This window comes from Nocardia puris, from assembly GCF_036051655.1.
Classification (GTDB): Bacteria; Actinomycetota; Actinomycetes; order Mycobacteriales; family Mycobacteriaceae; genus Nocardia; species Nocardia puris.
The window spans coordinates 7,130,745-7,157,672 of sequence record NZ_CP107943.1; the positions used below are offsets into that span (position 1 = coordinate 7,130,745).

Here is a 26,928-nt window from a genome sequence, read left to right on the forward strand (position 1 = left end):
CGCGAAAGGTGGCAGCCTACCCGATATATCCGGGCGTGACCCGGAACTCGGCCCGGCAAGTTTCCGATCGGCGCACGCGAGAGTGCCACGGGGAGACCGAAATTCGCCAAATATTTGCCAGAGTGGCCGGAGTGTGGTCGGCAAACCTGCGGCCCGCCGGCGACTCGACCGGTGGGCACCCGACCCGGAAGCACCTTGCGATGGTAGACCCGATCGCACACGGATGAGACCGCTATCCCACGATGTGGACGTACTGACATGGTCCCGGACAACTGACCGCACGATAGGAAGTCAGCCGCGTCAGGCGACGCTGTCCGGGTTCGTCACACCAGGCCGCGAGACACCCCGAATCGACGGTGGCACAACACCATCGGGGCCCGCGATGCCGCGACGCGCACGGCGGGAACGTGACCGGCGCGCTCACCCCGCGAGCCGCACCGGGCGGGCATTTCGCGCCCGGATCAGGTAGCCGACGTCACGCGGTAGACGTCGTACACGCCCTCCACGTTGCGCACCACGTTCAGCAGGTGCCCGAGGTGCTTCGGATCGCCCATCTCGAAGGTGAATTTGCTGATCGCCACGCGGTCGCCGTGCGTGGTGACCGACGCGGACAGGATGTTCACCTTCTCGTCGGCCAGCACCTTGGTCACGTCGGACAGCAACCTGGTGCGGTCCAGCGCCTCGATCTGGATGGCCACCAGGAACACCGACGAGGGTGAGGGCGCCCACTCCACGTCGATGATCCGCTCGGCCTGTTCCTGCAACGACCCGGCGTTGGTGCAGTCGGTGCGGTGCACGCTCACCGCACCGCCGCGGGTCACGAAGCCCAGGATCTCGTCGCCCGGCACCGGGGTGCAGCACTTGGCCAGCTTGGCCACCGTGCCCGGCGCGCCGGGAATGAGCACGCCCGCGTCGCCCGTGACGCGCTGACGGCTCGGCGTGGTGGACGGCGTGGACCGCTCGGCGAGCTCGTTCTCCACGTCGCCGATGCCGCCGAGCTGGGCCATGAGCCGCTGCACCACGTGGTGCGCGGAGACCTGGTGCTCGCCGACGGCGGTGTAGAGCGTGGAGATGTCGGAGTAGTGCAGTTCGTGCGCGACCGCCGTCATCGCGTCCACGCTCATCAGGCGTTGCAGCGGCAGCCCGACGCGGCGGACCTCCTTGGAGATCTGCTCCTTGCCGCTCTCGAGCGCCTCCTCGCGGCGCTCCTTGGCGAACCACTGCCGGATCTTGGCCTTGGCGCGCGGGGAGACGACGAAGTTCTGCCAGTCGCGGCTGGGGCCCGCGTTCTGCGCCTTGGAGGTGAAAACCTCGACCACTTCACCGTTTTCGAGCTGGCGCTCCAGCGCGACCAACCGGCCGTTCACGCGCGCGCCGATGCAGCGGTGGCCCACCTCGGTGTGCACGGCGTAGGCGAAGTCGACCGGCGTGGACTTCTGCGGCAGCGTGATCACATCGCCCTTCGGCGTGAACACGAAGATCTCCGGCGACTTCAGGTCGAAGCGCAGCGACTCCAGGAACTCGGCCGGATCGGCGGCCTCCCGCTGCCAGTCGAGCAGCTGGCGCATCCAGGCCATGTCGTCGACCTCGGCGGAGTCGCCGGAGTGCCTGCCCTTGGTCTCCTTGTAGCGCCAGTGCGCGGCGATGCCGAACTCCGCCGTCCGGTGCATATCCTGGGTGCGGATCTGCACTTCCAGCGGCTTGCCGTCGGGCCCGACGACGGTGGTGTGCAGCGACTGGTAGACACCGTAGCGCGGCTGGGCGATGTAGTCCTTGAACCGGCCCGCCATCGGCTGCCACAGCGAGTGCACCACGCCGACCGCGGCGTAGCAGTCGCGCACCTCGTCGCACAGGATGCGGATGCCGACCAGGTCGTGGATGTCGTCGAAGTCCTTACCTTTGACGATCATCTTCTGGTAGATCGACCAGTAGTGCTTCGGGCGGCCCTCGACGATCGCGTTGATGCGGGACGCGGCCAGCGTGTTGACGATCTCGGCGCGCACCTTGGCCAGGTAGGTGTCGCGCGAGGGCGCGCGGTCGGCCACCAGGCGCACGATCTCGTCGTACTTCTTGGGGTGCAGGATCGCGAACGCGAGGTCCTCGAGCTCCCATTTGACCGTGGCCATGCCGAGGCGGTGGGCCAGCGGGGCGATGACCTCGAGGGTTTCCTTGGCCTTCTTGGCCTGCTTCTCCGGCGGCAGGAAGCGCATGGTGCGCATGTTGTGCAGGCGGTCGGCCACCTTGATCACCAGCACGCGCGGATCGCGGGCCATCGCGATGATCATCTTGCGGATGGTCTCGGCCTCGGCGGCGGCGCCCAGGTTGACCTTGTCCAGCTTGGTGACGCCGTCGACCAGGTGGGCGACCTCTTCGCCGAAGTCGGCGGTGAGCTGCTCCACGGAGTAGCCGGTGTCCTCGACGGTGTCGTGCAGCAGGGCGGCCACCAGCGTGGTGGTGTCCATACCGAGCTCGGCGAGGATGTTCGCGACGGCCAGCGGGTGGGTGATGTAGGGGTCGCCCGACTTGCGGAACTGGTGGGCGTGGCGCTCGTCGGCCACGTCGAAGGCCCGCTGGAGCAGGTTCAGGTTGGCCTTCGGGTACAGCTCACGGTGCACGGTGGCCAGCGGCTCGAGCACCGGCTTGACCGCCGCGATGCCGCGCTGACCGGTCATCCGGCGGGCCAGGCGGGCGCGCACGCGGCGCGAGGCCGAGGTGGGCACGGCCGCCGTGGCGCCGGGCTGGCGCTGCGGCATGGTGTTCGGCGTCACCTTGGGCGCGGGCGAACTCACCGAGGTGGGCGCCGTGCCGTTCGCCTTCGAGGCGGTACCCGCCGATTGCTCGACATTCGCCTCGACCGAGTGCTGAGTCATGCCACCACCTCTCCACGCCGCGATCGGAACACCCTAACCGACCGCTGCAACCGCCCAGACCACAACTTTAGTCCCCCGGGCGACACGCCGTCCGACGCGCGGAAGAAGCGGGCCGAACCGTGCCCGTCCCGTGGCCGGCGCGGGAGTGCGCAGCGGCCTCGACGATGCGGATGCCGGACGCCCTCACCTCGGCGGGGATATCGGGGCCGGGTCCGAGAACCGCTCCCTGAGGCGAGCGCACAGGCGCTCGAGCGCATCCGTATCGAAGGGCGGGGCGTCGGCCCACAAGTCCGGCGAGTGCCACGGCACGTCGTCCGGGGTATCGTGGTCCCGGGCGAAAACGTGCTGGTGGAAGTGCTCCCAGGTGATGCCGGTGATCTTGGAGAACACGTACCGGGGCGCGAGTTCGCGGCGCAGGACGCGCGCGGCGCGCGCCGCCGCCTGCCCGATCGCGGCGCCCTCGGCATCGGTCAGATCGGGGAAGCCGCCGGTGGTGTGCCGACGGGGTTCCACGAACAGATAGCCGGGCAGCCGGCCCTCCGACAGCGGACGGTGCGTGACGACCACGAGGTCGTCCTCGAACAGCACCGGCCCCACCAGTGGACCCTCACCCCGATGCTTGGCGCAGATATCGCATGGTCTCCCCACCGCTCGAGAATAGAGCGGCGCGCCCCGTCGGACCCACCCATTCACTTCGGACGAGTCGAACGCGCCGGACGGGCCTCGCCTCGGGCGCGGACCACGTCGAGACCGGACAGCGAGGTCGGTCGCTCAGGGGCACAGCCGAAGAGGTGACGCGAGCACTCGGCGGCAGGTGTGTGCCTACTCTCCCGGCTCGAACGCCCAGACGGCGGCGGGACGGCCGGTGGCCCGGGTACGGCGGCGCTCTTCGGTGCGGTGCAGGCCGGGCACGGCGGCGAGGGTGCGGTTCAGGTTGGCGGGGTCGGGGCGCGTGCCGAGCAGCGAGGCGGCCAGGTCGACGGCGCGGGTGGCGGGGAATTCGGGTCCGAGCAGGGCGCGGGTGAAGGCCACGTCCTTCCACAGCAGCCGGGCCAGCAAGCCGCGGGCGACCTCGAGGATGCGGTTGTGGTCGAACGCCAGCGCGGGCACCTCGTCGAACGGCACCCAGTCGGCGGGACCCTCGTGCGGGGCGACGACCGCCCACATCGCGAGGGAGAGGGTGGGGCCGCGGGGATCGCGGTTGGGTTCGTCGAAGGTGATCAGCTGACCGACCGCGCCGATCGCCGCCTCCGGCACCCCGAGTTTCGTGTGCACGGCGCGGCGAGCGGCCACCGCCAGCCGCTCGCCGCGCCCGAGCAGCACGCCGGGCAGGGCGAGTTCGCCGGTGAAGGGTTCGTGGGCGCGGGGCGCGACGCCGAGGGTGACGCCGGCGTCGTCCGCCCAGAACCGCAGCGCCACCACGTCGACCGAGACAACGGATTGATCCACGACCGCCCATCCTCCTCAGGCGGCGGCCTCCGCGCGAGCCGGGGTGCGATCCGCGCGGTCGGGACCGTCGGCGGTGAGCACCACCGGCGCGCCGAGCGTGCGCTCGAACCACGAGATCCGGTCGGCCGGTAGTTCGGTGAGCACCGGCTCGGCGGTGGACAGCAGCTCGGTCAGCCGGCGCTGATGGTCGAGATCCTGCCACCGGCCGAGCGGCAGGTCCGTCACCACACCGCCGTCGGTCAGGTAACCGCTTGCCGCCCAGCCTGTTCCGGCGGCGTCGAGGTGGTTGACGGCCAACCCGTCGATCCCGCCGCACGCCGCGACGGCGTAGCGCAACAGGATCGGGTCCAGGTGCCCGAGCCGGAACCCGCCCTGGTAGCGCCCGAACGTGTTGTGCGGCTCGGGAATATCCAGCGCGGCGTCCTCGGTGGGCAGCGGGCCCGCGCCGTGGCGGGTCTGGTAGGTCCTGGTCACGCCGAGCGTGTACGCGGTGGCGCCGATCTCGGCCAGCATCGCCCGCGCGTGGCGCGGCTCGACCGTCGACCAGGTGGTGTGCGGGTGGAATCCTCGCCACTCGTCCAGCAGGGCGCCCTGCGCGCCCTCGAACACCAACCGCCCGCGCCGCGCGAGCACCGCCAACTCCCCCTCGCCCACGATCCGCACCGCCGCGGCGAACTCGCGATACATGTCGACCAGGTCGTCGATCGGCTCGTACCGGTGCTCACTCGGCGCGATCAGCGCACCGTAATGCGCCGCCAGCGAACGCAATTTCGCCCGCAGCACTCTCGGATTCCGGCAGTCGCCCACGGTGGGCGCGTCCAATTCCAAGGCGTACGAGGCGGTTTCCCCGATTCCCCGTCCGCACGACCCGTGCCTGCGGTCCCCGCGCGCGTCCTCGCGCGCCCGGTTGGCCGCGATGTGGATCGGTGTGGTGAGCAACGCCCGCTCGTCGATTCGTATCAGCGACAACGGATCACGCACGCCACGCGCGGCCAAGCGCTCCGCCTCCGAGGCCAGCGCGATCGGTTCCACCAGCATGTGCCGCGACAGCAGGGTCGGCACGCCCGCGAAGGTCCCCGACCCGAACTGCGAAAACGTATGGTGCCGACCGCCGGTCACGACGTTGTGCGCGGCCTGCGCACCTCCGTTGAAGCGGACGACGGCGGACACCCCGCGTTCCGTGCGCCGCGCGCACAGCCAGTCCACCGTCGCCCCCTTCCCCGCGTCACCGAAACCCAGATCGACCACGATGATGTGCGGTTCGCTCATCGCTCAGCTCGATCCCCTGGGCAGGGCCCGGCGCGGGCCGAGCGCCTTGCGCACCGAGGTCATCTCGGCGACCGAGCCGACGTCGCGCAGGTCGGCCAGCCCACCGTCGAGGTCCACGCGCCCCTCCCCCAGCCCGATGGTGAGCGCGATGAGCTCGCACACGGCCGCCGGATCGTCCAGCTTCAGGAAGTTCTGGCCGAGCAGCGCGGTCCAGTGCCGCTCGATTTCCGGATCGTCGTAGTAGCTGGACTGCTTCGGCAGGATGTAGTGCACGTGCCAGCGCTGCTGGAGTTCCCGGTAGATCGACTCCACCCGCGCGTCCTGGCGCACGTGATCGCCGATGATGCCGCGGATGTGGCGCGAGGCCAGACGGGGCTTGTTCAGCTCGTCGCCGATGAGGAACAGGTAGCCGCGCTTCCCGCGCTGCTCCCACGCGTCGGTGACGACGTGGGTGGCCATGAAATACGCCGCCAGCTCGTAGCTTTCGGACTTCTGCCCGCCACCGCCGCCCTCCAGCAGGATGTTGCGCAGCTGCTCGTCCATCCGGTTGTCCGATTCGAACTGCCCGACCTGCAACGGCACCCGGTCGGTGTCGGCGTCGCCGACCGCGCCGAACAGGATCTGCGGATCGTCGGCGTACTTCTTGCGCTGCAACAGCCCGTGCAGTTTGCCGAGCTTGTCCTGCATGACGATCGGCACCTGCCGCATCGAGCCGGTCACATCGAACAGCACCGCGATCGGCAGCGACGCCCCGTGCTCGGCGGAGTCGCGGCATTCGCGCGTGACGCCGAGCGGATCCAGATCCGGATGCGCCGTCCAGCTCGCGTACGGCTGCGCCCGCATATCGGCCGTGTAGCCGAAGTCGTCGATCCCCCGGCTGGCCCGGTAGGTCTTGCCCGCCCGGTACGCCGAATCGTCCCAATGTCCGTATCCCATATCGGATCTCCTCCCGTGATGCGTTTTAGTTTAAATGACCAAAATTGTTTTGGTCAAGTAGTCCACAACAAGTGCGACGGGCGGACCGGCCGCACCGCGCGAGTCAGGGTTGGACGGCACGTCGCCTGGTGCACGCCACGGCGACGCCGTTAGTTCATCCGGCGATTGGACGATCTCGGAACGGGAAACCGGACTCGCCGGACGCGCGGTGCCGCGTCCCCCGGGACGCGACCGTGAAAGCGCGCGTCACGGGGGAAGCCGACACGGTCGTCGGCTACCAGGCTGCGGCACCGGGGCAGGGTGTGCCGCGACGCAGGCAGGGAGTGGTAGCACCGATGGGGAGACGAGAGAAGCCGATCGATGCCGGATCGGGTCCGGTCGCCGCGTTCGCGAGCGATCTACGCAAACTCCGCGCGGCCGCGGGCAATCCGTCCTATCGGCAACTGGCGAGTGCGGCCCTGTACTCCCCGTCGGTCCTGTCGGACGCGGCGGGCGGCCATCGGCTGCCGACCTTGCCCGTCACGCTGGCCTTCGCGCGGGCGTGCGGCGGCGATCCCGACGAGTGGGAGCAGCGCTGGCGCGTGGCGCGCGGCGACGGCGCGCCCACCGAACCGCTGCCCGTACTGCCGGGCGAGGAGGCCGGCGAGTCCGGCAGGCCGCGGCCCGCGCAACTGCCGATCGGCCCGCACGACTTCGTCGGGCGCACGGCCGAATTCGAGAGCGCGCTCTCGGCGACGGCGGGCATGGCCGACTCCCGCGTCCCGGTCGTGGTGCGCGGCCCGATCGGCATCGGCAAGACCGCGTTCGCGCTGCGGTTCGCGCACCGGCTCACCAGCGACTTCCCGGACGGGCAGCTGTTCGCGGACCTGTCCGCCCGGCGCGGCGAGATGGCCGAGCCGATGGAGGTGATGGCCGGATTCCTGCACGCGCTGGGCGTGCCGCCCGATCAGGTGCCCGGCGACGATATGCACCGGATCGGCCTGTACCGGTCCATGCTGGCCGAGCGGCGCGTGGTGGTGCTGCTGGACAACGTGCGCGACGAACCGCAGGTGCGTCCACTGCTGGCGCGCTCGCTCAACAGCCAGATCGTGATCACCAGCCGGGCCCGTCTGCTCGGCCTCGACGGTGTGCGCCGGATCGCGTTGGGCCCCTTGCCCGCCGGGGCGTCGGAGGATCTGCTGCGCCTGCTCATCGGCGAGGACCGGGTGCGGGCCGAATCGGCCGCCGCCGGGCGGATCGCCCGGTTCTGCGAGCATCTGCCGCTGGCGCTCACCATCGCCGGACGCAAGATCGCCGCGCAGCCGGGGCGCAGGCTGTCCGAGATCGCGGCGCGCCTGGGCGAGGGTGTGAACGTGGCCGACTGGTTGCGCATCGGCGACGTGGGCCTGGCCGACGCGGTGCTGCCCGCTACCTCGCGCGCCCGCCGCTGGCCAAGCACGTGCTGCACATGCTGGCCGGCGGCGCCGGCGAGGTCACCCCGGCCACGCTCGCGCGGACGCTGCACCTGTCGATCGAGTCGGCGGAGTACGCGATGGACAGCCTCATCGACGGCGGCCTGCTGCACGTGCTGACCGAACCGGAGCGGTACGTGATGCCGCCGCTGCTGGGCCGGTTGCTCGCGCAGGAGGCCGACCGCTTCGCGTTGCGGCGCGGCCCCGACGACGAGTCCGATCCGCTGCGCGCCGCCATCGGCTTCGACGACCGCGGTTATCGCCGGTGAGCCCGAAGATGTTGTCCGGCTTTGACGTTCGATTGTCCGCACCCGGCGCCGACGGGGCGCCGGAGGCGGCGCGCGGGGTTAGGTTCGTCGCGTTCGACCAGTTACGTGCACAGATCCGGGATTCGACTCAGGAGGAGCCGACGTGGCGCAGGACAACCAGCAGGACCGGGCCGAGGCATTGCGGGCGTGGCACGCGGAGGGCACCTTCGTGCTGCCCAACGCCTGGGACCCGATCAGCGCGGCGGTGATCGCGCAGGCCGGGGCGGTCGCGATCGCCACCACCAGCGCGGCCGTGTCGTGGGCGCTGGGCCGCACCGACGGCCAGCGGCTGAGCAGGGACGAGGCGGCGGGCCAGGTGGCCAGGATCGCCGCGGCGGTGGACGTGCCCGTCACGGCCGATATCGAGGGCGGTTACGGACCGACTCCCCAGGACGTGGCCGCCACGGTCTCGGCCGTGATCGCGGCGGGCGCGGTGGGGATCAACCTCGAGGATTCCACCGCCCCCGGCGGGCCGCTGTTCGAGCCCGGCGACCAGGCCGCGCGCCTGCGCGCCGCGCGCGACGCCGCTGCGGCCGCGGGGCTGCCCGCGCTGGTGATCAACGCGCGCACCGACGTCTACCTGTTCGGCATCGGCGAGCCCGCGGGCCGCTTCGACGACGTGCTGGCCAGGGCCGCCGCCTACGCCGAGGCGGGCGCGGACAGCCTGTTCGTGCCGGGCCTGCTCGACCTGGACACCCTCGCCGATCTGGTGGGCAAATCGCCGCTGCCGGTGAACGTGATGGTCGGCCCCGGCGCGCCCGCCGTGCCCGAGCTGGCGGCGATCGGGGTGCGCCGGGTCAGCCTCGGCCCGGCACTCGCGCAGGCCGCCTACGGCCAGGCCGCGGCCGCCGCGCGGGAACTGCTCGGCGCGGGCACCTACACGGCGCTGGACGGCGCGCTCGATTTCGGTGCCGTCGAAGCGCTGCTGCGCTGAGACCGAAGGATTCCCGCGATGAACGCCACGAAAACCGACGAGCGCGACGGGGTGCTCGCCATCCTGCGACAGACGCCGCGCCCGGTGCTGTTCCTGCTGGCGGGCGTGCTGATCAACCAGCTCGGCGCCTTCGTCCAGACCTTCCTGGTCCTCTACCTGATCCACCGCGACTTCTCCGTCGGGCAGGCGGGTCTCACGCTCACCGCCTACAGCGCGGGCGCCATCTTCGGCACCATGCTCGGCGGCGAGCTGGCCCACCGGCTGGGTCCGCGCGCGACGATCATCACGGCCATGACCGGGTCGGGGCTGCTGCTCACGGCGATCCCGTTCCTGGCCACGCCGGGCCTGTTCGCGCCCCTGCTGGTCGCGGTGGCCGCGACCGGTCTGGTGACGCAGGCCTACCGCCCCGCGGCCGCGCTGATGCTCGGCGATCTGATGCCCGAAGAGCACCGGGTCATGGGCTTCTCCATGATGCGGATCGCGCTCAACGCCGGTGCGGCGCTGGCCCCGCTGCTGGCGGCGGGCATCATCCTCATCGACTGGAACCTGCTGCTGTGGCTGGACGCCGCCACCGCCTTCGCCTACGCCGCGCTGGTGCTGCTGCTGGTGCCGAACGTCACCGCCGTGCGCGATACCGACGACGAGCCCGAGACCACGGGCGCGGGCTACGGGGTGATCCTGCGCGACCGCCGCTACCTGTTCTTCCTGGCCTCGTGCCTGCTCGGTTCGGTGATCTACGTGCAGTACATCGTCGCGCTGCCGCTGAACCTGTCGGCCGAGGGCTTCTCCACCGGCCTGTACAGCGCCGTGCTGGTCACCGCGTCGGTGGTGCTGATCCTGTGCGAGCTGAAGATCACCGCCTACGTCAAGCACCTGAGGGCGCCGCTGGTGGCGGCCGTGGGCACCGCGATCATGGGGCTCGGTGTCGCGGGCTACGCCTTCGCCGGGTTCGGCGCAGCGCCCGTGCTGCTGGCCACGGTGGTGTTCGTGTTCGGTGTGATGGTGAACGGGCCCACCATGTTCGCGCATCCGTCGTCGTTCCCCGCCGCCGTGCGCGCCCGCTACATCGGCACACACCAGGCCACGTTCGGACTCGGCATGGCGCTGGGCCCGACGCTGGGCGTGCTGGCGTGGGAGTGGCTCGGCACCGGGATCTGGCCGCTGCTGGGCGGGCTCGGGCTGGCCGCCGCCTGGTTCGCCTACGCGGGGATGCGCGAGAACGACAGCGCCACTTGATCATCCGGCACGCTCGACCCGTCCGCCCGGCACGCGCACCGTGCCGGGCGGACGGCGTTCGCGTGTCACTCCCCCACACCCACTCCCCGAGGACGATCATGACCCTGCTTTCGCGCCTGCCCGAAGACCGCCGCGCCCACGTGGAGGCCCGGCTGCACAGCAACCTCATCGCCTGGCTCACCACCGTGCGCCCCGACGGGAGCCCGGCCAGCGTGCCGGTGTGGTTCCTGGCCCGCGAGGACGGCACCTTCCTGCTCTACAGCCAGCCCGGCAAGCGGAAACTGCGCAATATCGAGGCGAATCCGCGCGTGAGCCTCGCGCTCGACGTCACCGATATCGGCCGCGACATCGTGCGGGTCGAGGGCACCGCCGCCCGCGCCGAGGGCGTGCCGCCCGCCCACGAGGAGCCGCGCTACGCCGCCAAGTACGCCGAGCGGATCGGCGCCATGTTCGGCACACCGGAGGCGTTCGGCACCCTGTTCACCGAGGCGGTGATCATCACGCCGCATCGCCTGCACGTCAGCGGCGGCGTCACTTCGCTCGACTGACGGCACGCGAAAGGCGGTGACATCCCTTGGACACCAACGCCTTCCGGCCCGGGTCATCTCACGCCAGGCGCACCGCGAACAGGTCCAGTTGCAGCAACTGCGAGACGGCCACATCGGTGATCCGGGTGGACCACCCGGACTGCACCTTCTGGAACCACAGCGGGATCGCCGGCATATCGGCCAGGATCAGGCGCTCCGCCTGCTGATACCGCGCCCAGCCTTCCCGTTCGGTGGGTGCGGCGTCGGCGGCCGCCAGCAGCGCGTCGACCTCCGGATTCGAGTAGCCGGTACCGTTCACGCCCGCGCCGGTGCGGAACACCGGGTTCAGGAAGTTCTCGATGGACGGGTAGTCCGCCACCCAGCCGGACCGGAACACCGTGGTCATCGTCCGCTCGTTGATGCGCGCCCGGAACTCGCCGAAGGTGGGCACGGGCGCGTAGCGGCACTCCCGGCCCAGCGCGGCCGTGATGGTCTCGCAGGTCGCGTCGATCCAGACCTGGTTGGCCGAGTCGTCGTTGGAGCTCAGCTCGATCGGACCTCGGAATCCCGTGGCCTCGAACAGTTCCCGCGCCCGCGCGGGATCGTGGACGCACAGGTCACCGCACTGGTTAGCGACATGGCCGGGCACCTTGGCGGGCACCAGCCCGTCGGCCAGGATCTTGTCACCGTCGAAGGCCTTGTCCACCACGTACTTCCGGTCGATCGCCATCGAGATCGCCTGTCGCAGGCGCGGATCGGCGTAGCGGGAGTCATAGACCGGGAACGACAGCGACTGCACACCCAGGTAGGTGTGGGACAGGTTGCGCCCCGGCAGTTCCGCCTTGTACCGGCCGCCCGCCAGCGCGTCGGCGGGAACGAAGTCGAGGTAGTCCAGCGCGCCGGCCACCACGTCGGCGTAGGCGTCCTCGAGCGCCGCGTAGAACCGGAACTCGACGCCCTCCACCTGCGGCTTGCGCGCGCCGCCGTACTCGTCGTACCGGTGCACGACGATGTTCGCGCCTGGCTCGTGCGACGCGAAACGGAAGGGGCCGTTGCCGATCGGGTGGCGCGCGAACCCGTCCGGATCGGCGAAGAACGACGCGGGCAGCGGGAAGTACGCCGCGTACCCCAATTGGGTGGGGAACGCCGACAGCGGCGCCGACAGCGTCACCTCGAACGTGCGGTCGTCGACCACGCGCAGGCCGGACATCTCGGTCGCGGCACCCGCGTGCACCTCGGAGTAGCCGGCGATGTTCGACAGGTACGGCCCACCCTGCAAGGCATTGGGGCCGTAGGCCGTGTGGTTCCACGCATCCACGAAACTCGTTGCGGTGACGGGGCTTCCGTCGTGGAAGGTCCAGCCCGGTCGCAGGGTGATCGTGTAGACGCGCGAGTCGGCGGTGGTGATCGACTCGGCGACGGCGTTGCGCGGTTCGGCCGTGTCGGTGTCGTATTCGACCAACCCGGTGAACAGGGCGCCCACGATCTTCACGGTGTCGCGATCGGTCGCGTCGCCCGGGACGAGCGGGCGCTGCGGTTCGGTGCCGTTGTAGCTGATGATGCCGCGGTCGCCGGTCTCCTGCTCCTCGGAACAGGCGACGGTGAGCAGCGCGAGAGACGAGAGCGCCAGCGCGCCCGCCACGACGCGCCGCGCGAGTGACCGGATCCGTACCGGCGGCCCGCCGGTGGCGTGGTGTGTGCTCATCTGGCCAGCTCAGCAGAGCGCGGCGTTGACCGGTGGGGTCGCAGGGCAAGAACCGTCAATCGGCGGACGAGCCGCCGGAGCGGGCGTCGCGGGCCGGGCTGTCGGCCGGTTGTCGTGCGGACGGGCCGATCGCTGTCGGACAACCACCGCACGGCATTGACTGGGCCGGAGCAAGAGCTTCCCATCGAGACTCAGGTGGAATTGTGACCGATCACGAAGTCGACGTCCTGGCCATCGGCGCCGGTCCGGCCAATCTGGCGCTGGCCGTCGCGCTCGAGGAGTCCACTGCGCCGCACCTGGCGCAGCGGACCCTGCTGCTCGAACAGCACCCCGACGTGAAGTGGCAGCGCAACCTGCTGCTCCCCTGGGCGCGCAGCCAGGTGTCGTTCCTGAAAGACCTTGTCACCCTGCGTAACCCGCGCAGCCGGTTCTCCTTCCTGAACTTCCTGCACGAGCGCCGCCGCCTGGACGAGTTCGTCAACCTGTCGACCTTCAACCCCTACCGGTGGGAGCTGTCGGAGTACCAGCAGTGGGTGGCGCAGTCGCTGGAGCGGGTGCGCGTGCGCTACAACGCGCGCTGTGTGGCCCTCGCGCCGCGGCGCACCGGCGACGGCCGCGTCATCGGCTGGACCGTCACCCTCGCCGACGGCGACACCGTCACCTGCCGCGACCTGGTGGTGGGCACCGGGCGCGACCCGCATGTCCCCGAGGTGTTCCGCGGCCTGCCGGCCGACCGGGTGGCGCACAGCGCCGAATACACCTCGCGCGTCGCGGAATTGCCCACCGACCGGCCGAGCAGGCCCGTCGTGATCGGCGGCGCGCAGAGCGCGGCGGAGATGTTCATGGCGCTGCACTCCGACCTGCCGCACAGCACGCCCGCGCTGCTCATGCGCTCCATCGGCCTGCAGAACTACCAGACCAGCAAGTTCGTCAACGAGCTGTTCTTTCCCTCGTTCGTGGACGACTTCTACCACTCCGACGCCGAGGTGCGCGCCCGCATCCTCGACGAGGTCCACCTCACCAACTACGCGGGCCTGGCCCCGCCGTTCCTGGACGAGATCTACGCGATGCTCTACCAGCAGCGCATGCTGGGGCGGCGGCGCTCGACCGTGCGCGCCATGACCGAGGTGACCGGCGCGCGGATGGACGGCGGCGAGGTGGTGCTCGAGCTGCGCGACCGCCGCACCGGCAAGATCGAGCCGTTGCGCTGCGACCACGTCTTCCTCGGCACCGGCTACGAGCAGCGGATGCCCGCCCTGGTCGGCGCGTTGCTGACCGACCTGGGCATCACCGAGCCCGCGGTGAGCCGCCGCTACCGCCTGGATCTCGGCGAATCCGCCTGGGGCGCGGTGTATCTGCAGGGCGTCAACGAGGCGACGCACGGCATCTCCGACACCCTCATCAGCGTGCTCGCGCACCGCTCGCAGGACATCGTCGACGATATGCTCGACCGCCGCCACGTCACCGCGGGCGCCTTCCCGGAAAGCCGGACGGCATGATCGAGATCCGCAGCCTGGACCGGGCCGGGCTCACCGAAGCGTACGGCGTCGCCTCCGAGCGGCTGCTGCCGTGGCCCGCGCTCAACGCGCCGTTCGAAGGCGCGTGGTGCGTGCTGGGGCCGGGGCAGGTCTCGGCCGCGCACGCCCATCACGAGTACGAACTGTTCATCGCCCTGACCGGGCGCGCCGAACTGGACGTCGACGGCGAGCGGCGCGCGTTCGTCGCGGGCGATGTGGCGCACCTGATTCCCGGTACCACCCACCACGTCCGCAATGTCGGCGACACCGATTTCGAGTGGTACGCGGTGTGGTGGGACACCGACATGTCGTCGGCGTTCCTGCGCAGGCACGCGGCGGACCCGAAAGGCGTTGCCGCCGAGAATGATGCGGTGTCGCCGTGACCGGGCCGACCATCGTCCTCTCGCCCGCGCCGACGGCGAACGGCGACCTGCACCTCGGCCACATCGCCGGCCCGTTCCTGGCCGCCGACGTCTACACCCGCTACGCGCGCGCCGCCGGCCGCGAGGTGCTGTTCGGCACCGGCGTACAGGACACCTCCACCTACGTCACCACCACCGCCCACCGACTCGGGTTGTCCCCGCAAGCGCTGGTGGAACGCTCCGCGAAGGAGGTGGAGTCCACGCTCACCGCGCTCGGCATCACCGTCGACGCGTTCACCGGGTGGGAGCGCCGCTTCACCTCCTACGTCGCCAGGATCGTCACCGACCTGCGGGACAAGGGCGCACTCCGCTTGCGGCCCATGCCCTTTCCCTACGCTCCCGGCACCGGCGAGTATCTGGTGGACGGGCACGTGGCCGGCACCTGCCCGGTCTGCCTGGCCGACACCGGCGGCGGTCTGTGCGAGAGCTGCGGTCACGCGGTGACGGCGGGGGAACTGCTGGACCCGCGCTCGACACGAAACCCCGAGGAGCGCTTGGAGATCCGCGAAGTCGAAGTGCTCGTGCTCCCGCTGGAGGAGTACCGGGAGCGGCTGCGCGCCCACTTCGCCGACGCCGCCGGACTGCTTCGCCCCCACGCCGCGCAGGTGGTCGCCGAACTGCTGTCCCGCCCACTGCTGGATTTTCCCGTCACCTACCCGATCTCGTGGGGCATCCCCGCGCCGGGCCTGCCCGGCCAGGTGGTGAACCCCAACGCCGAACCGGTGGCGTGGACGACGTATTGCGCCCTGCTCGCGGCCGAGAACCGCGGCCTGGAACCGGATTCCGAGGACTCGCTGTGGCGGCCGGAGGCCGGCGCCACCGTCGTCTACTTCCTCGGTATCGACAATATCCACCCGTTCGGCATCTCGGGGCTGGCGATGCTGCTCGCGCTCGGCGACTACGCGCTGCCGAAACTGTTCCTCACCAACGAGTTCTACGAACTGCGGCACGAGAAGTTCTCCACCAGCCGCGGGCACCTGGTGTGGGGGCGCGATCTGGCCGCCCGGGTGCCGCGCGACCTGATCCGCTTCCACCTGGCCGCCAACAGCCCCGAGTTCCAGCGCACCAGCTTCAGCCACGACGAACTGGTGGCATTGACCAGGACCCGCCTGGTCGAGCCGTGGAACCGAGTGGCCGCCAAGGCCGACGCGTGGGTATGGCGCGGCGAACTGCCCGTCTCCCCGCGCGGGCGCGACGACGCGCGGCGGATGGTCGCGCGGTTCCGCGCCGCCTACGAACTGCCGGGATTCAGCCTGAACCGGGCCGCCGAGACCCTCACCCAGCAGGTGGCGCGGCTGGATCGCACCCCGGCGACCGACGGCGGCGACTACTGCCACCAGGTCGACGTGCTGGTGCGCTGCGCCGCGCCGATCCTGGTGGACCTGGCCGCGGCCGCGCTGGCCGGTTCGGACATGCTGCCGGGCAGCGCGCTCGACGACGTGGTCGCGCGCCGCGCGATCGAACCCGTCCGCATGCCCCGCCTGCCGCAGGTGAGGGCCTGAGATGACCGCCGTCGTGATCGCGGGCGCCGGGGTGACCGGCCTGATCACGGCCGTGCGGTGCGCGCGGGCCGGGCACCGGGTCACGGTGGTGGACCGCGGACCCATTCCCAACCCGGCGTCGGGCTCGTTCGACCACCACCGCGCCGTGCGCGCGCTGGCGCCCGGCGATCCCGGGGCCACCCGCACGGCCGCCGCCCTGCACCGCCGTTGGCTGCGGCTGCAAGCGCTGCTCGGCGGGCAGTTCTACCGCCGGATCGGGGTGGTCACCGGCTACCCCGCCGACGCGGTCGAACCCGCCACCGACGCCGCCGCCCAGGCCGGGCTCACCGTCCGGGTGCTCGCACCACAGGCGTTGCCGCACATCATCTTTCCACACGGGCACCACGCGTTGCTGGAGCTCGACGCCGGTGTGCTGCTCGCCGAACGCGTGCTGCACGCCGCGGCGGCCTGGTTGCGCGCGCAGCCCGCCGTCACGCTGCTGCCGTGGCGGCGGGTGGTCGAGGTCGACGCCGGTGCCGCGCGACTGCGGCTCGACGACGGCAGCCGCCTCACCGGCGATCTCGTGTTGCTCGCCACCGGCGCGTGGACGTCCGAACTGGTCGACAGCCCGGCCGTGCTGCACCGCCAGACCACCGTCTACCTGCGCCCGCCTGCGGCGCTGGCCGGCTGGTGGCACACCGCACCCAGCGCCGGGCGCGTCGGCGCCGACGGGACGGGCTGGTTGATGCCGCCGGGCGCGGGCACGCTGCTCAAGCTCAGCTCGTCGGGGTTGTGCCGCACCGTCACCTCGCTCACCGAACCCGGTGAAACCCCCGACACCGCAAGGGCATACGTGGCACAGATCCTCACCGACGCCCACCGCTACCGGATCGCCGCCATCAAACACTGCCACTACACCGTCGGCGCCACCGCGCTCACACAACCGGGCCCCGCGGTGTGGGCCCGCGCCGCCACCGGCGGCGACGGTTTCCGCACCGCGCCACTGGTCGCCGACCACCTAGTCGAACTCGCGGCCGGTCGTCCGGCCGCCTGACGCGCGAAGGAATTCCCATGACCTCCAACGACATCCTGCTCGTCATCGGCAGCGGGCTGCGGCTCTACCGCGAGTACCTGGTGCGCTCGGTCACCGCCCGCGCCCGCGCCGCCGGCCTGGACCTGGTGCTGCTCAACAACCTCGAACCCACCTGGCAGGACGCGTATTTCGACGAGATCGTCGTGGCGAACGTCTTCGATCACGACATCCTCGCCGCGCGGGCACGCGAGATCGCCGCCCGCAGGCGCGTGGCCGGTGTGCTGTGCTGGGACGAACCGCTCGTGCAGCCCGCCGCCGACCTGGCCGAGGAATTCGGCGTGCCCGGCCTCTCCGCGACCGGTGTGCGCGGCTGCCGCGACAAGAACCGCACCCGCGCCGTGCTCACCGACGCCGGTCTGGTGCAGCCGCTCTTCGAACTCACCACCACGCCGGAGCAGGCCGGGGCCGCCGCCGAGCGCATCGGCTACCCGGTCGTGGTGAAACCCCAGGCGCTCGGGGCGAGCATGGGCGTGGTGCTGGCCCGTGACCACGCCGAACTCGATACCGCGTTCACCACCGCCACCGGCGCGAGCACCATCGGCGACGCCCCGTTCCGCGGCACCGCGATCGTTGAGGAATACGCCGTCGGCCCGGAGATCAGCGTGGACGCCGCCGTGTACAAGGGCGAGTACCTGCCGATGTTCCTGGCGCGCAAGCGAACCGGGCTCGAACCGTACTTCGAGGAGCTGGGCCACCTCGTGGACGGGGCCGACCCGTTGCTCGCGGACGAGACCCTGCTGACCACCCTCGCCGCCGCGCACCGCGCCCTCGGCGTCGAGAACGGCACCACCCACACCGAAGTGCGGCTCACCGCGCGCGGACCGCTCATCATCGAGGTCAACGGCAGGCTGGGCGGCGACCTCATCCCGTTCCTGGGCAAGATCGCCACCGGCATCGACCCCGGCGAGGTGCTGGTGGACGTCGCCACCGGTCACCGGCCCGCCACCACACCCACCCGGCGCGCCGCCGCGGGCATCCGGTTCGGCTACCCGGAACACGACCTCACCGTGCGGTCGGTCACCGTGCCCGAGCACGCGCCGGGACTCGTCACGGCGGCCGCGATGGTGGAGCCGGGCGCCGAATTACGTTTGCCCCCTGGCGGTTACATCGCGCGGCACTCGTTCGTGGTGTGCGAGGCCGCCGATGCGCCGCGCTGCGCCGACCTGCTCCGGTCCGCCGCCGACGCCGTCGAGGTGACCGGCGACCCGCTGGAACCGCTCGCCGCGGGCACGACCTTCACCCTGCCCGCCGGACTGCTGGACGCCGACAAATGATCAACTACGACGGGCGGCGCTTCCGCAACCCCGACAGCGACGACGGCGTCGTCGCCCGCTACCACCAGCGCGGCGACCTGGTGTGGGCCTCGTTCGCCGGCGGCAAGGTACGCCGCGGCGCGCTCAACGGCCTCTGCGACGAGGACGGCGTGCTGCACCTGGCCTACACGATGGTGCTGCACGGCGGCGACATCATCTCGGGCTTCACGCGGTCCGAACCCGAACGAACCCCTGACGGACTGATCCGGCTGCGCGAGGAGTGGGAACGGTACGGCGCGGGCGGTAGCAGCGGGGTCTCGTATCTGGAGGAGATCCGGTGAACCGGTTGCTGCGTGAATTCGGGGCGTGGGAGTGGAATGCGCCCACCGAGCGCCGCCGGCTGGGCACGGAAGACGCTGCGGCGCATGATGCCTCACGGATGTCGGCGGCCGATCGGCGCTGGGCCACGATCGGCCGTGGCACAACGGAATTGAGGGCGTTCGACGGCGTGCGGCGCACCTGTCCCGAGGAGGATCGGTGAACACACGCTTCGAGACCCTGGCCGCCCTCGACGCCGGAATCGTGCGCTATCCCCGCGATTTCGGTTTCGCTGCGGCCGGGACGCCGTTCAACAAGCGGTACGCCGACATCACCCCGGCCGCCGTGCTCTCGGTGCGCGACACCACCGACGTGGCGCGCGCGATCACGTGGGCGCGGGAGGAGGGCGTGCCGCTTGTCGCGCGCGGCGGCGGGCACAGCTACGCGGGCCATTCCGTCGGCCCGGGGTTGGTGCTGGATCTGCGCGGACTCTCCGACATTCGGGTCGACGCCGAACGCGGGCTGATCACCGTCGGCGGCGGCACACCCAACGGACTCGTCTATGAGGCGCTGGAGCGGCACGAACTCGCTGTGCCGCTGGGCAATTCGGATCAGGTCGGCATCGGCGGGCTCACCCTCGGCGGCGGTGTCGCGGCGGTCTCGCGGGCGTTCGGCCTCACCGCCGACGCGCTCGTGTCCACCGAGATCGTGCTCGCCGACGGCAGTACCCGCGTGTGTTCGGCCACCGAGAACGCCGACCTGTTCTGGGCGTGCCGGGGTGGGGGTGGCGGGAACCTGGGCGTCAACACATCGTTCACGTTCCAGGCGCGCGACACCGTGCCCAGCTCCACCTGCCTGCTGCTGTGGGAGTGGCCCCACGCCAGGCACGCGCTCACCGTGATGCAGGAGATCATGGCGGGCGCGCCCGACGAATTCGCCGCGCGCATCGGCGCGAGCCGGGCCGGTGACGCGCCGGGCGCCGTCTCGGTGATCGGCCAATATCTCGGCCCCGCCGGCGAACTGCGCGAAATCCTCGCACCGGCGTTCGCCGCGGCCACCCCGTTCCGGGCCGACATCGAGGACCGGACCTATTGGGAGGCAAAGGACTACCTGCACCACGAGACCTCCGGCGACCCGTTCGCGGTGCGCACCCGTTGCACGCCGAAGCCCCTCGCCGAATCCGGCGTCGACGCGGTGATCGACGCGATCGACCGCTGGCCCGGCAGCGGCAACCCCGACGGCGCGGGCGTCGCCCTGTTCACCTGGGGCGGGGCGATCAACCGGATTCCCGTGGGCGACAGCGCCTTCCCACACCGCGACACGCTGTTCCTGGTGTCCATGGACACCTCGTGGAGCACGACCGATACCGCGCGCACCATGTGGTGCAACCTCGAATGGCTCGACACCCTCTACGAGGAGATGGGCGACTACGCCACCGGCGCCGCCTACGTGAACTTCACCGACCCCGCGCTCACCGACCTCTCGGCCTACTACGGGCCCAATCACGACCGCCTGGCGCGGATCAAGCACCGGTACGACCCGGACGGCTTCTTCCGCTTCCCGCAGGCCATCACCCCTCTCAGCAAGGAGAACGTCCGATGACCGTCGTCGCCGAGCCCCACACCGATTCCGGTGAGATCCTCGCCCGCGCACAGGAACTCGCACCGCTGCTGCGCGAGCGCGCCGAGGAGATCGAGCGCGCCCGCAGGCTGCCCGCCGATATCGTGGACCTGCTGCGCGACGCGGGCGTCTTCCGCATGGGATTCGCCCGCGAGTGGGGCGGGCCGGAACTGACCTCCGTCGAGCAGACCGAGGTGGTGGAGGCGCTCTCCTACGGTGACGCCTCCGTCGGCTGGTGCGCCATGATCGGCTCCGACACCGGCCTCTACGCGCGATTCCTCGAGGAGAGCGTCGCCAAGGAGATGTTCGGCAGTCTCGACATGGTCACGGCCGGGCTGCTGTTCCCGACCGGCCGGGCCGAGCGCACCGCGGGCGGGTTCCGGCTCAGCGGGCGGTGGCAGTTCGGCAGCGGGATCACCCACGCCGACTGGGTCGTGTCGGGCGCGTTCCTGTACCGCGACGGCGATGCCGAGCGCGACGCCACCGGCGCACCCGATTCGCGGCTGTTCATGGTGCCCCGCGCGCAGGTCGAGATCATCGACACCTGGCACACCACCGGGCTCGCGGGCAGTGGCAGTTGCGACTACCGCATCGCCGACGTGTTCGTCCCCGAGGAGCACACACTCGAATTCTCCAGCGTCCGACACGGTTTCGGTGCGCTCGGCCAGCCCGAGGTGCACATGCGCACCATGCCGGGCGTCCCACTGGGCGTGATGCGGGCCGCGCTGGACTTCGCCCGCGCCGAATCCGCCGCCAAATCCGACGATTACCGCACGCAGGTGACGATCGGAGAATGCGAGGCGGACTTGCACGCCGCCCGCGCCGGCGTGTACACCGCGATGCACCGTCAGTGGGAAATCCTCAGCGCCGGAGGCACTCTCGACGACCTCTCCCCCGACGAACGCGCCGCTCTGCCCCTCTCGCGCCTGCACGCCTTCCGCACGGCCCGCCGCGTCGTCTCCCGCCTCTACGACCTGCGCCAGACCGCCGCCATCTATCGCCCCTCCCCGCTGGACCGCTGGTTGCGCGACACCACCACCATGTGCCAGCACATCGTCGCCCAGGACCGCATCCTCCAGTCCGCCGGCGCGTATCTGCTCGGCGGCACGCCGTCGTTCAAGCTGAGCTTGGGGCTGGTCTGATCCGCTGCCGGGTCCGTACCGTCCGCCTAGACTGCGCGGTATGGACCCGCTGGCGCGGACTCGGAAGATCTGCCTGGCGCTCCCGGAGGCGAGTGAACGACTGAGCCACGGGACGCCGACATTTTTCGTGCGCGCGAAGACTGTCTTCACGATGTACACCGAGGACGCGTACGACGAACCTGGGCCGGCGCTATGGGTGCCCGCCCCGGACGGGGTGCAGGGCGAGTTGATCGACGCAGAACCTGACCGCTTCTTCCGACCGCCCTACGTGGGGCATCGCGGGTGGATCGGGGTGCGGCTCGATGTGGAGCCGGATTGGGGGGAGATCGGGGAGATCATCCGGGACGGGTACCGGAAAGTGGCGCCGAAGAGGCTGAGTGCGTTACTCACAGACTGAGTTGAACAGTCCGGTTCGCGGACATCGGGACTGCCGGAAACCGTAGCCATTGGCTGGGGAATCGGTCGGCGTGCAGAACCGCCGATCGACTCATCTCCGCACGCGCGGGGAGTGCAGCCGCGGTCCGATACCTGGGCGTGTTCGGGGGCTCCTCCCCACATGCGCGGGGAGCATACGGTTGCACGACTGGCTGGCGGCGGAGCGCCGGGGCTCATCCCCGCGTGCGCGGGAAGCATACTTCTTGACCTGGGCGTTCCCGATCATAATGCCCGATTCTCATTCACTTTGCCCACCCGACTCATCCACACTCGCCCCCTCCATTCCAGCCTCGACCACCCCCTCCTCCGTCAGCTCCAACCGGCGGGTGACGCCGATGTCGTCCAGGAAGCGCGGGTCGTGGCTGACGACGATCAGCGCACCCTCGAATCCCGCGAGCGCTTCGGCCAGGTGGCGGAGGCCGGACATGTCCAGATTGTTCGTCGGCTCATCGAGCAGGAGGAGCCGGGGCGCCGGATCGGCCAGCAAGACCGTGGCCACTGCGGCACGCAGACGTTCTCCACCGGAAAGCGCCGCCGCGGGAACGTCGGCGTCCGACCCGCGAAAGAGGAAGCGCGCCAATCGAGTCCGGATTTCGTGGGGAGTCGCGTGCGGAGCGCGGTCGGCGACGTTCTCGAAAACGGTCCGGTCCTCATCGAACACGTCGAGCCGCTGGGGCAGCAACGCGAACGGCACCTTCGGCGGGGCGTCCGCGATCTGCCGAAGCAGCGTGGACTTGCCGACACCGTTGCGCCCGGTCAGCGCGATCCGTTCCGGACCCGAAACCCGCAGCGTCACAGTGGGTCCGCACCGCAGCCGGACGTCCTCCACCTCGAGCACGTCCTGCCCCGGATACAACCGGGTGTCGGGCAGGTCGATGCGAATCACCTTGTCGTCGCGCACCAGTTCCTCGGCCCGATCGAGCTTCTCCTTCGCCTCCTCCAGCTTCTCGATGTGCGTGCCGCGCAGCTTGCCCGCCGACTCCTGGGCGGCCCGCTTCCGCGCTCCCGCCAGGATTTTCGGCATGTTGTCGGCCTGCTTCTTCCCGTAGCGCTGCCTGCGATCCAGTTTGATCCGCGTCTCGACCAACTCCTGCGACTGCTTGCGCACATCCCCGCGCGCCTCGCGCACCGCCGCCCGCGCCGCCTCCTGTTCGGCCGCCACGATCCGCTCGTATTCGCTGTAAGGCCCGCCGAAGAATCGCAGCTCCCCTTGCCGCAGTTCGGCGATCACGTCCATCCGCTCGAGCAGTTCCCGATCGTGACCGACGGTCAATACCGTTCCGGAGAACTGCTCGACCACATCGTAAAGCCGTTCCCGCGCAACATGATCCAGATTGTTCGTCGGCTCGTCGAGCAACAAGACCTGCGGCTCGGCCAGCAGCTGCGCCACCAACCCGAGCAACACCGTCTCTCCGCCCGACAACGTATCCAGTCGCCGATCCAACCCTTCGGCCGAATCTGCCACATACTTCAGCCCGAGCCGCCCGAGCAACGCAAGCGCACGCTCCTCCACATCCCAAGCGGCACCGACGGTTTCGAAGTTCTCCTCGCTCCCCTCGCCCGCCTCTATCCGATGCAGCGCCGCTCGCACTTCGGCGATCCCGAGCACCTCATCCACCCGCAGCCCGTCCCCGAGCCCCAGATCCTGCCGCAGATACCCGAGCCGCCCCGCCACGGTCACCGACCCCCGAGCAGGCCGCAGTTCCCCCGCGATCAACCGCAATAACGTCGACTTCCCGGCCCCATTGGCCCCCACCAACCCGACATGCCCTTCGGGCACCACAGCCCCGAGCCCATCGAACACGACAGACCCATCCGGCCAGGAAAAAGAAAGATCAGAAAAAGACAGTGCACCCATGCGCCACTCCTGAGGTTGCGAAGAAGAACCACGGCCCGCACCCCGCGAACCGCCGAAACCGCTACCTCAAGAAATCAACGCGCACTCCCACCGCCGACAACAAAGACGGCACCCAGGATAAGCACACCCCACCACCCCACGCCACCCCTATTTCCGACATCACACCCCGACCGGCCTGCCGGCCCCTTCCGGACCGACCTATGCGCCAGACCTCGCTCGTACCCCGAGCCCGGCGGTGGCGCCTCTCCCGAACTCGGCAACGTCCAGAGATCGTCGCTCAGCGCACCTGGTCACCAGCCCACGAACGGTCCCCGCACTCTGTCCAGACCCAGCGGTCCGGCAGCAGAAGCGCACCATGGGCGATCCGTGTCCGGTTCCGCGCCCACGATCAGTCTGCCGATTCGCGGCAGCCGACCGTCACAACTCGCCGATGCCATCCAGCGCTCGAAGTGCCTGGGAAACCTCGGCTTCGTGGAATCCGGTGCGATAACGCGTCTCCAACGCACCCAGAGCATCGAACACCCCTCGCATCAGCTCCGGCCACACCTGCGCGACCGACTCGGGCACGAATCTCACGATCTCGTCTTCCGAAGCAGGGCGCCCCGACCGAGAAAGATCCTCGATCTCCACATCGGTGATCACGATCCTGACCCGGGTTGCCGCCGCCACCTGCGACGGTATCGATCGGGCGAGTCGCCTCAGATACTCACCGTTCTCCGGGCTCCACCACCCCAAAGCGACGATCACCTCGCGGGGCACGTTCGCCAGCTCGAACGGCAGGCGTCGAACAACCTGGAAGTCGCCGGCACCGATGACAAGTTCCCGAACACGCCCGCCGTCCGACACCTACGTCTCCCCGATCCGTGTGCTACTTGGCACCTCGCCTATCTGAAACATCCTGGCGGAAAATAGGTTCCGCTCACGACATCTGGCGATCGCCTGTCGAGACAGGGCCGACGAACCTAAACGCCCTACGGCAGCGGAACCGTCGAGGGCAGGTTGATGTAGCTCGGGTTGTCCGGGTCCAACGCCAAATACTGGGGTTTCAACTCGGTGTTGTTCAACATCGGCCGGAACGGGACGCCTTTCGGGGAGTTCGCCGCGTAGATGTCCAGGCGGAGCCGGTGGCCCGGCTTCAGCACCGCTTGGGTGGGGATGACGGCGATGTCGAGAGGGGTTGGGGTGCCTGGGGTTACGGGGAGCATGCTGTCGAGGGTGATGGGGTTGTAGGGGGCGGTGTAGTCGCCGGAGGGGGAACGGGTGCTCTGGGATTCGTCGACGGCGCGCATGGAGGTGGTGAGCTGGCCGGTGGTGAGGACGGTGGAGGTGCCGTCGGGGGAGACGTCGTTGACGGTGACGGTCCAGTAGCCGTCCGTGGCGTCGTGAATCGTGTTGAGGTGCACCGAGATCGGGCCGGACACCACGGTGGGGGTGGTGACGGGGGCGGTGGTGAAGGTGAGTGCGTTGGTCTCCGCGATGCGGGAGTCCTTGGCGCACATGTCGAGGAACGCGGTGAGGCCCGCCGACCCCTGCGCGGTGTCGCGGGAGCAGATGGTGGTGAGACCCGGTGCGACGGTGAGGTTTTCGGCGTCGGAGGGCCGGTGCTGCACCAGGGAGCCGTCGTGCAGACTGTCGGAGGTGCTGCCGCTCGGGTCGGCGGAGAGGTACACGCGGCGGTGCACGGCGTCGGACCGGGGGAACTCGGGCAGCGTCACCCAGTCACCACCCTGCTCCCACACCACGATCGGCCCGTAGTCGTCGACACCGTTCTCGATGTCCTTGAGCCACTTGTCGAACCACGCGCGCTGCAACACGTCGAGCCGGGGTGGCGCGCCGGGTGAGCCGGTGCCCGCGCCGGGGTTGGCGTGGTAGGTGTTGCCGATGACGAGCTTCTTCTGCGTCTCGGGCAGGGGCATGGCGTCGTAGAGCTTGGTGGCGCTGTTGGCGAAGATGTCGTGCCAGCCGCCGTACACGAAGGTGGGCACGCTCACCTGCTGCGGGCTGCCCAGAATCCCTCGGCGGAACGGGCTTCCCTCGTCCAGCGCGTCGGCGAGAGCGGGCGGCACGTCCTCGAGCGACGGCGTGAGCAGCGCCTGGGCGAGCAGGTCGAAGTTGGTGTTCGGGTCGCGCAGCCGCTCGTCGAACCACTTCCAGTCGAACGTGCCGTTCAGCATGGAGGCCACGTCGGGAATCAGCTTCATCTGATTCACATTGCTCAACCACAGCGGCAGGAAGGTGGTGCCGATGCCGCCGCCGGGCGCCACCACGTCGCGCATCAGGTCGCTGCCGGGCTCGACCGGGAAGATCGCTTTCAGCGGCGCGGGCGCGTTCTCGGCGGCGCGCAGCTGGTTGATGCCCGCGTAGGAGCCGCCGCTCATGGCGATCTCGCCGTTGGACCACGGTTGCGCGGCCGCCCAGTCGATCACCTCGCGGGTGTCGAGTTGTTCGCGGGCGCCGAGGGTGTCCCAGCCGCCCTGGGAGAATCCGGTGCCGCGCACGTCGACCACCACGAGGTTGTAGCCGCCGCGGAGGAGTTTGCGGTCGATGCCGAGCACGGTCTGCACGGTGCCGCCGTCGAGCGCGTGCAGCAGGTCCTCGAAACCGCTGAACTCGGTGCCGGACAGGTTGATCCGGCCCACCAGGTCCATCACGGTCGGCTGCAACCCGGGCACCGCCAGCGCCGAATCCACCAGGTTGGTCAGCAGTTTCGTGTACGGGGTGAGGTTGACGATGGTCGGCAGCGGCTCGGTGGCGGGCCCCTGACCGGTGTGCGAGGGGCGGTAGACGTTGGCCTTGAGGACGACGCCGTCGCTCATCGTGATCGGCACGTCCCAGGTGATGTCGACATCCGAGTACGGTTGCGGCCCGTCGTGCAGGGCGGTCCACTGCTGCGCCAGCGCGGTGAGATCGGGCGTCTCCGGACGCGGCGGCGTCGACGTCCACCACGCGGCCACGATGGTCACGGCGACCACCAGCGCCACCACCGCCGAACGAACGACCACCCCCGACAGCGCCCTCGACCGGATCGTCCTCGACACCCCTGTCCTCTCCGTCGCCGATCACCGATCACATGACTGTGACCGAGACCATAGCAATCGGCTACC

The 26,928-nt window shown here is 70.2% G+C and carries 24 protein-coding genes; 15 read left to right on the top strand and 9 right to left on the bottom strand.

What is annotated here, in order from left to right:
• Positions 1-461: 461 nt before the first annotated feature.
• The 5 genes from OHB21_RS33090 to OHB21_RS33110 form a co-directional block, all read right to left on the bottom strand.
• Positions 462-2,753: a RelA/SpoT family protein gene (locus tag OHB21_RS33090; protein WP_228791165.1), complete on the bottom strand. Its 2,292-nt coding sequence runs from the start codon at positions 2,751-2,753 to the stop codon at positions 462-464.
• A gap of 300 nt (positions 2,754-3,053) precedes the next feature.
• The gene (locus tag OHB21_RS33095; protein WP_113974909.1) at positions 3,054-3,518 is read right to left on the bottom strand and encodes a histidine triad (HIT) protein; all 465 of its coding nucleotides are present in this window, start codon (positions 3,516-3,518) and stop codon (positions 3,054-3,056) included.
• A gap of 174 nt (positions 3,519-3,692) precedes the next feature.
• On the bottom strand, positions 3,693-4,319 hold the full coding sequence (locus tag OHB21_RS33100; RefSeq protein WP_067504033.1) for an NUDIX hydrolase: 627 nt from the start codon (positions 4,317-4,319) through the stop codon (positions 3,693-3,695).
• 15 nt (positions 4,320-4,334) lie between these two features.
• Complete coding sequence (locus tag OHB21_RS33105; protein WP_195125630.1) at positions 4,335-5,588, bottom strand: adenylosuccinate synthetase; 1,254 nt, start codon at positions 5,586-5,588, stop codon at positions 4,335-4,337.
• Between the two features lie 3 nt (positions 5,589-5,591).
• Positions 5,592-6,524, bottom strand: a complete 933-nt coding sequence (locus tag OHB21_RS33110) for a hypothetical protein (RefSeq protein WP_195125629.1) — start codon at positions 6,522-6,524, stop codon at positions 5,592-5,594.
• Positions 6,525-6,859: 335 nt separating this feature from the next.
• Here OHB21_RS33110 and OHB21_RS33115 point away from each other — a divergent pair, with 335 nt between their 5' ends.
• The 5 genes from OHB21_RS33115 (at position 6,860) to OHB21_RS33135 (ending at position 11,001) form a co-directional block, all read left to right on the top strand.
• Positions 6,860-8,095, top strand: a complete 1,236-nt coding sequence (locus OHB21_RS33115; RefSeq protein WP_328436204.1) for a helix-turn-helix transcriptional regulator — start codon at positions 6,860-6,862, stop codon at positions 8,093-8,095.
• On the top strand, positions 8,056-8,244 hold the full coding sequence (locus OHB21_RS33120; RefSeq protein ID WP_328436205.1) for a hypothetical protein: 189 nt from the start codon (positions 8,056-8,058) through the stop codon (positions 8,242-8,244). The genes OHB21_RS33115 and OHB21_RS33120 overlap by 40 nt, the downstream gene beginning before the upstream one ends.
• 142 nt (positions 8,245-8,386) lie before the next feature.
• Entirely contained in the window at positions 8,387-9,217 is an 831-nt protein-coding gene (locus tag OHB21_RS33125) for an isocitrate lyase/PEP mutase family protein (protein WP_067504043.1), read from the top strand.
• An 18-nt stretch (positions 9,218-9,235) separates the two neighbouring features.
• Positions 9,236-10,453: an MFS transporter gene (locus OHB21_RS33130; protein ID WP_067504044.1), complete on the top strand. Its 1,218-nt coding sequence runs from the start codon at positions 9,236-9,238 to the stop codon at positions 10,451-10,453.
• Positions 10,454-10,551: 98 nt separating this feature from the next.
• Positions 10,552-11,001, top strand: a complete 450-nt coding sequence (locus tag OHB21_RS33135; RefSeq protein WP_067504047.1) for a TIGR03667 family PPOX class F420-dependent oxidoreductase — start codon at positions 10,552-10,554, stop codon at positions 10,999-11,001.
• A 58-nt stretch (positions 11,002-11,059) separates the two neighbouring features.
• On the opposite strand, the gene OHB21_RS33140 is transcribed toward OHB21_RS33135, so the two are convergent.
• Positions 11,060-12,685 carry a peptide ABC transporter substrate-binding protein gene (locus OHB21_RS33140; protein WP_195125628.1) on the bottom strand — a complete coding sequence of 542 codons (1,626 nt, stop codon included), beginning with the start codon at positions 12,683-12,685 and terminating at the stop codon, positions 11,060-11,062.
• A 203-nt stretch (positions 12,686-12,888) separates the two neighbouring features.
• On the opposite strand from OHB21_RS33140, the gene OHB21_RS33145 reads away from it, so the two are divergent.
• The 10 genes from OHB21_RS33145 to OHB21_RS33190 are packed head-to-tail and all read left to right on the top strand — an operon-like array spanning position 12,889 to position 21,928.
• Positions 12,889-14,184: a lysine N(6)-hydroxylase/L-ornithine N(5)-oxygenase family protein gene (locus OHB21_RS33145; RefSeq protein ID WP_067504050.1), complete on the top strand. Its 1,296-nt coding sequence runs from the start codon at positions 12,889-12,891 to the stop codon at positions 14,182-14,184.
• Positions 14,181-14,585 (top strand): cupin domain-containing protein, encoded by a 405-nt coding sequence (locus tag OHB21_RS33150; RefSeq protein ID WP_198161667.1) that lies wholly within the window; start codon positions 14,181-14,183, stop codon positions 14,583-14,585. The genes OHB21_RS33145 and OHB21_RS33150 overlap by 4 nt, the downstream gene beginning before the upstream one ends.
• A complete protein-coding gene (locus tag OHB21_RS33155; protein ID WP_084537349.1) occupies positions 14,582-16,126 on the top strand; it encodes a class I tRNA ligase family protein in 1,545 nt (514 codons plus the stop codon). Before OHB21_RS33150 ends, OHB21_RS33155 begins: the two co-directional genes overlap by 4 nt.
• 1 nt (position 16,127) lies before the next feature.
• A complete protein-coding gene (locus OHB21_RS33160) occupies positions 16,128-17,159 on the top strand; it encodes an NAD(P)/FAD-dependent oxidoreductase (protein ID WP_195125627.1) in 1,032 nt (343 codons plus the stop codon).
• A 17-nt stretch (positions 17,160-17,176) separates the two neighbouring features.
• Positions 17,177-18,472 (top strand): ATP-grasp domain-containing protein, encoded by a 1,296-nt coding sequence (locus OHB21_RS33165; protein WP_195125626.1) that lies wholly within the window; start codon positions 17,177-17,179, stop codon positions 18,470-18,472.
• On the top strand, positions 18,469-18,792 hold the full coding sequence (locus tag OHB21_RS33170) for a hypothetical protein (protein ID WP_067504059.1): 324 nt from the start codon (positions 18,469-18,471) through the stop codon (positions 18,790-18,792). Before OHB21_RS33165 ends, OHB21_RS33170 begins: the two co-directional genes overlap by 4 nt.
• The gene (locus OHB21_RS33175; RefSeq protein ID WP_195125625.1) at positions 18,789-18,992 is read left to right on the top strand and encodes a hypothetical protein; all 204 of its coding nucleotides are present in this window, start codon (positions 18,789-18,791) and stop codon (positions 18,990-18,992) included. The genes OHB21_RS33170 and OHB21_RS33175 overlap by 4 nt, the downstream gene beginning before the upstream one ends.
• A complete protein-coding gene (locus OHB21_RS33180) occupies positions 18,989-20,371 on the top strand; it encodes an FAD-binding oxidoreductase (RefSeq protein ID WP_198161668.1) in 1,383 nt (460 codons plus the stop codon). Before OHB21_RS33175 ends, OHB21_RS33180 begins: the two co-directional genes overlap by 4 nt.
• The gene (locus tag OHB21_RS33185) at positions 20,368-21,531 is read left to right on the top strand and encodes an acyl-CoA dehydrogenase family protein (RefSeq protein WP_195125624.1); all 1,164 of its coding nucleotides are present in this window, start codon (positions 20,368-20,370) and stop codon (positions 21,529-21,531) included. Before OHB21_RS33180 ends, OHB21_RS33185 begins: the two co-directional genes overlap by 4 nt.
• A 40-nt stretch (positions 21,532-21,571) precedes the next feature.
• Positions 21,572-21,928: an MmcQ/YjbR family DNA-binding protein gene (locus tag OHB21_RS33190; RefSeq protein ID WP_113974910.1), complete on the top strand. Its 357-nt coding sequence runs from the start codon at positions 21,572-21,574 to the stop codon at positions 21,926-21,928.
• Between the two features lie 276 nt (positions 21,929-22,204).
• Here the strand turns inward: OHB21_RS33190 and OHB21_RS33195 are convergent, their stop codons facing one another.
• The 3 genes from OHB21_RS33195 to OHB21_RS33205 all read right to left on the bottom strand — a co-directional run bounded on the left by OHB21_RS33195 (position 22,205) and on the right by OHB21_RS33205 (position 26,862).
• Entirely contained in the window at positions 22,205-23,824 is a 1,620-nt protein-coding gene (locus tag OHB21_RS33195) for an ABC-F family ATP-binding cassette domain-containing protein (RefSeq protein ID WP_195125623.1), read from the bottom strand.
• A 417-nt stretch (positions 23,825-24,241) separates the two neighbouring features.
• Positions 24,242-24,670, bottom strand: coding sequence for a hypothetical protein (locus OHB21_RS33200; protein ID WP_195125622.1), 429 nt, complete (start codon positions 24,668-24,670; stop codon positions 24,242-24,244).
• Between the two features lie 125 nt (positions 24,671-24,795).
• Positions 24,796-26,862 carry a CocE/NonD family hydrolase gene (locus OHB21_RS33205; protein WP_232331636.1) on the bottom strand — a complete coding sequence of 689 codons (2,067 nt, stop codon included), beginning with the start codon at positions 26,860-26,862 and terminating at the stop codon, positions 24,796-24,798.
• Positions 26,863-26,928 lie beyond the last annotated feature (66 nt).

Bases quoted from the DNA above. Each gene is read 5' to 3' on its own strand.
- OHB21_RS33150 (WP_198161667.1), top strand. From the start codon at position 14,181: ATGATCGAGATCCGCAGCCTGGACCGGGCCGGGCTCACCGAAGCGTAC.
- OHB21_RS33130 (WP_067504044.1), top strand. From the start codon at position 9,236: ATGAACGCCACGAAAACCGACGAGCGCGACGGGGTGCTCGCCATCCTG.
- OHB21_RS33190 (WP_113974910.1), top strand. From the start codon at position 21,572: ATGGACCCGCTGGCGCGGACTCGGAAGATCTGCCTGGCGCTCCCGGAG.
- OHB21_RS33135 (WP_067504047.1), top strand. From the start codon at position 10,552: ATGACCCTGCTTTCGCGCCTGCCCGAAGACCGCCGCGCCCACGTGGAG.
- OHB21_RS33160 (WP_195125627.1), top strand. From the start codon at position 16,128: ATGACCGCCGTCGTGATCGCGGGCGCCGGGGTGACCGGCCTGATCACG.
- OHB21_RS33140 (WP_195125628.1), bottom strand. From the start codon at position 12,685: ATGAGCACACACCACGCCACCGGCGGGCCGCCGGTACGGATCCGGTCA.
- OHB21_RS33110 (WP_195125629.1), bottom strand. From the start codon at position 6,524: ATGGGATACGGACATTGGGACGATTCGGCGTACCGGGCGGGCAAGACC.
- OHB21_RS33170 (WP_067504059.1), top strand. From the start codon at position 18,469: ATGATCAACTACGACGGGCGGCGCTTCCGCAACCCCGACAGCGACGAC.
- OHB21_RS33105 (WP_195125630.1), bottom strand. From the start codon at position 5,588: ATGAGCGAACCGCACATCATCGTGGTCGATCTGGGTTTCGGTGACGCG.
- OHB21_RS33090 (WP_228791165.1), bottom strand. From the start codon at position 2,753: ATGCCGCAGCGCCAGCCCGGCGCCACGGCGGCCGTGCCCACCTCGGCC.
- OHB21_RS33185 (WP_195125624.1), top strand. From the start codon at position 20,368: ATGACCGTCGTCGCCGAGCCCCACACCGATTCCGGTGAGATCCTCGCC.
- OHB21_RS33165 (WP_195125626.1), top strand. From the start codon at position 17,177: ATGACCTCCAACGACATCCTGCTCGTCATCGGCAGCGGGCTGCGGCTC.
- OHB21_RS33195 (WP_195125623.1), bottom strand. From the start codon at position 23,824: ATGGGTGCACTGTCTTTTTCTGATCTTTCTTTTTCCTGGCCGGATGGG.
- OHB21_RS33120 (WP_328436205.1), top strand. From the start codon at position 8,056: ATGGACAGCCTCATCGACGGCGGCCTGCTGCACGTGCTGACCGAACCG.
- OHB21_RS33115 (WP_328436204.1), top strand. From the start codon at position 6,860: ATGGGGAGACGAGAGAAGCCGATCGATGCCGGATCGGGTCCGGTCGCC.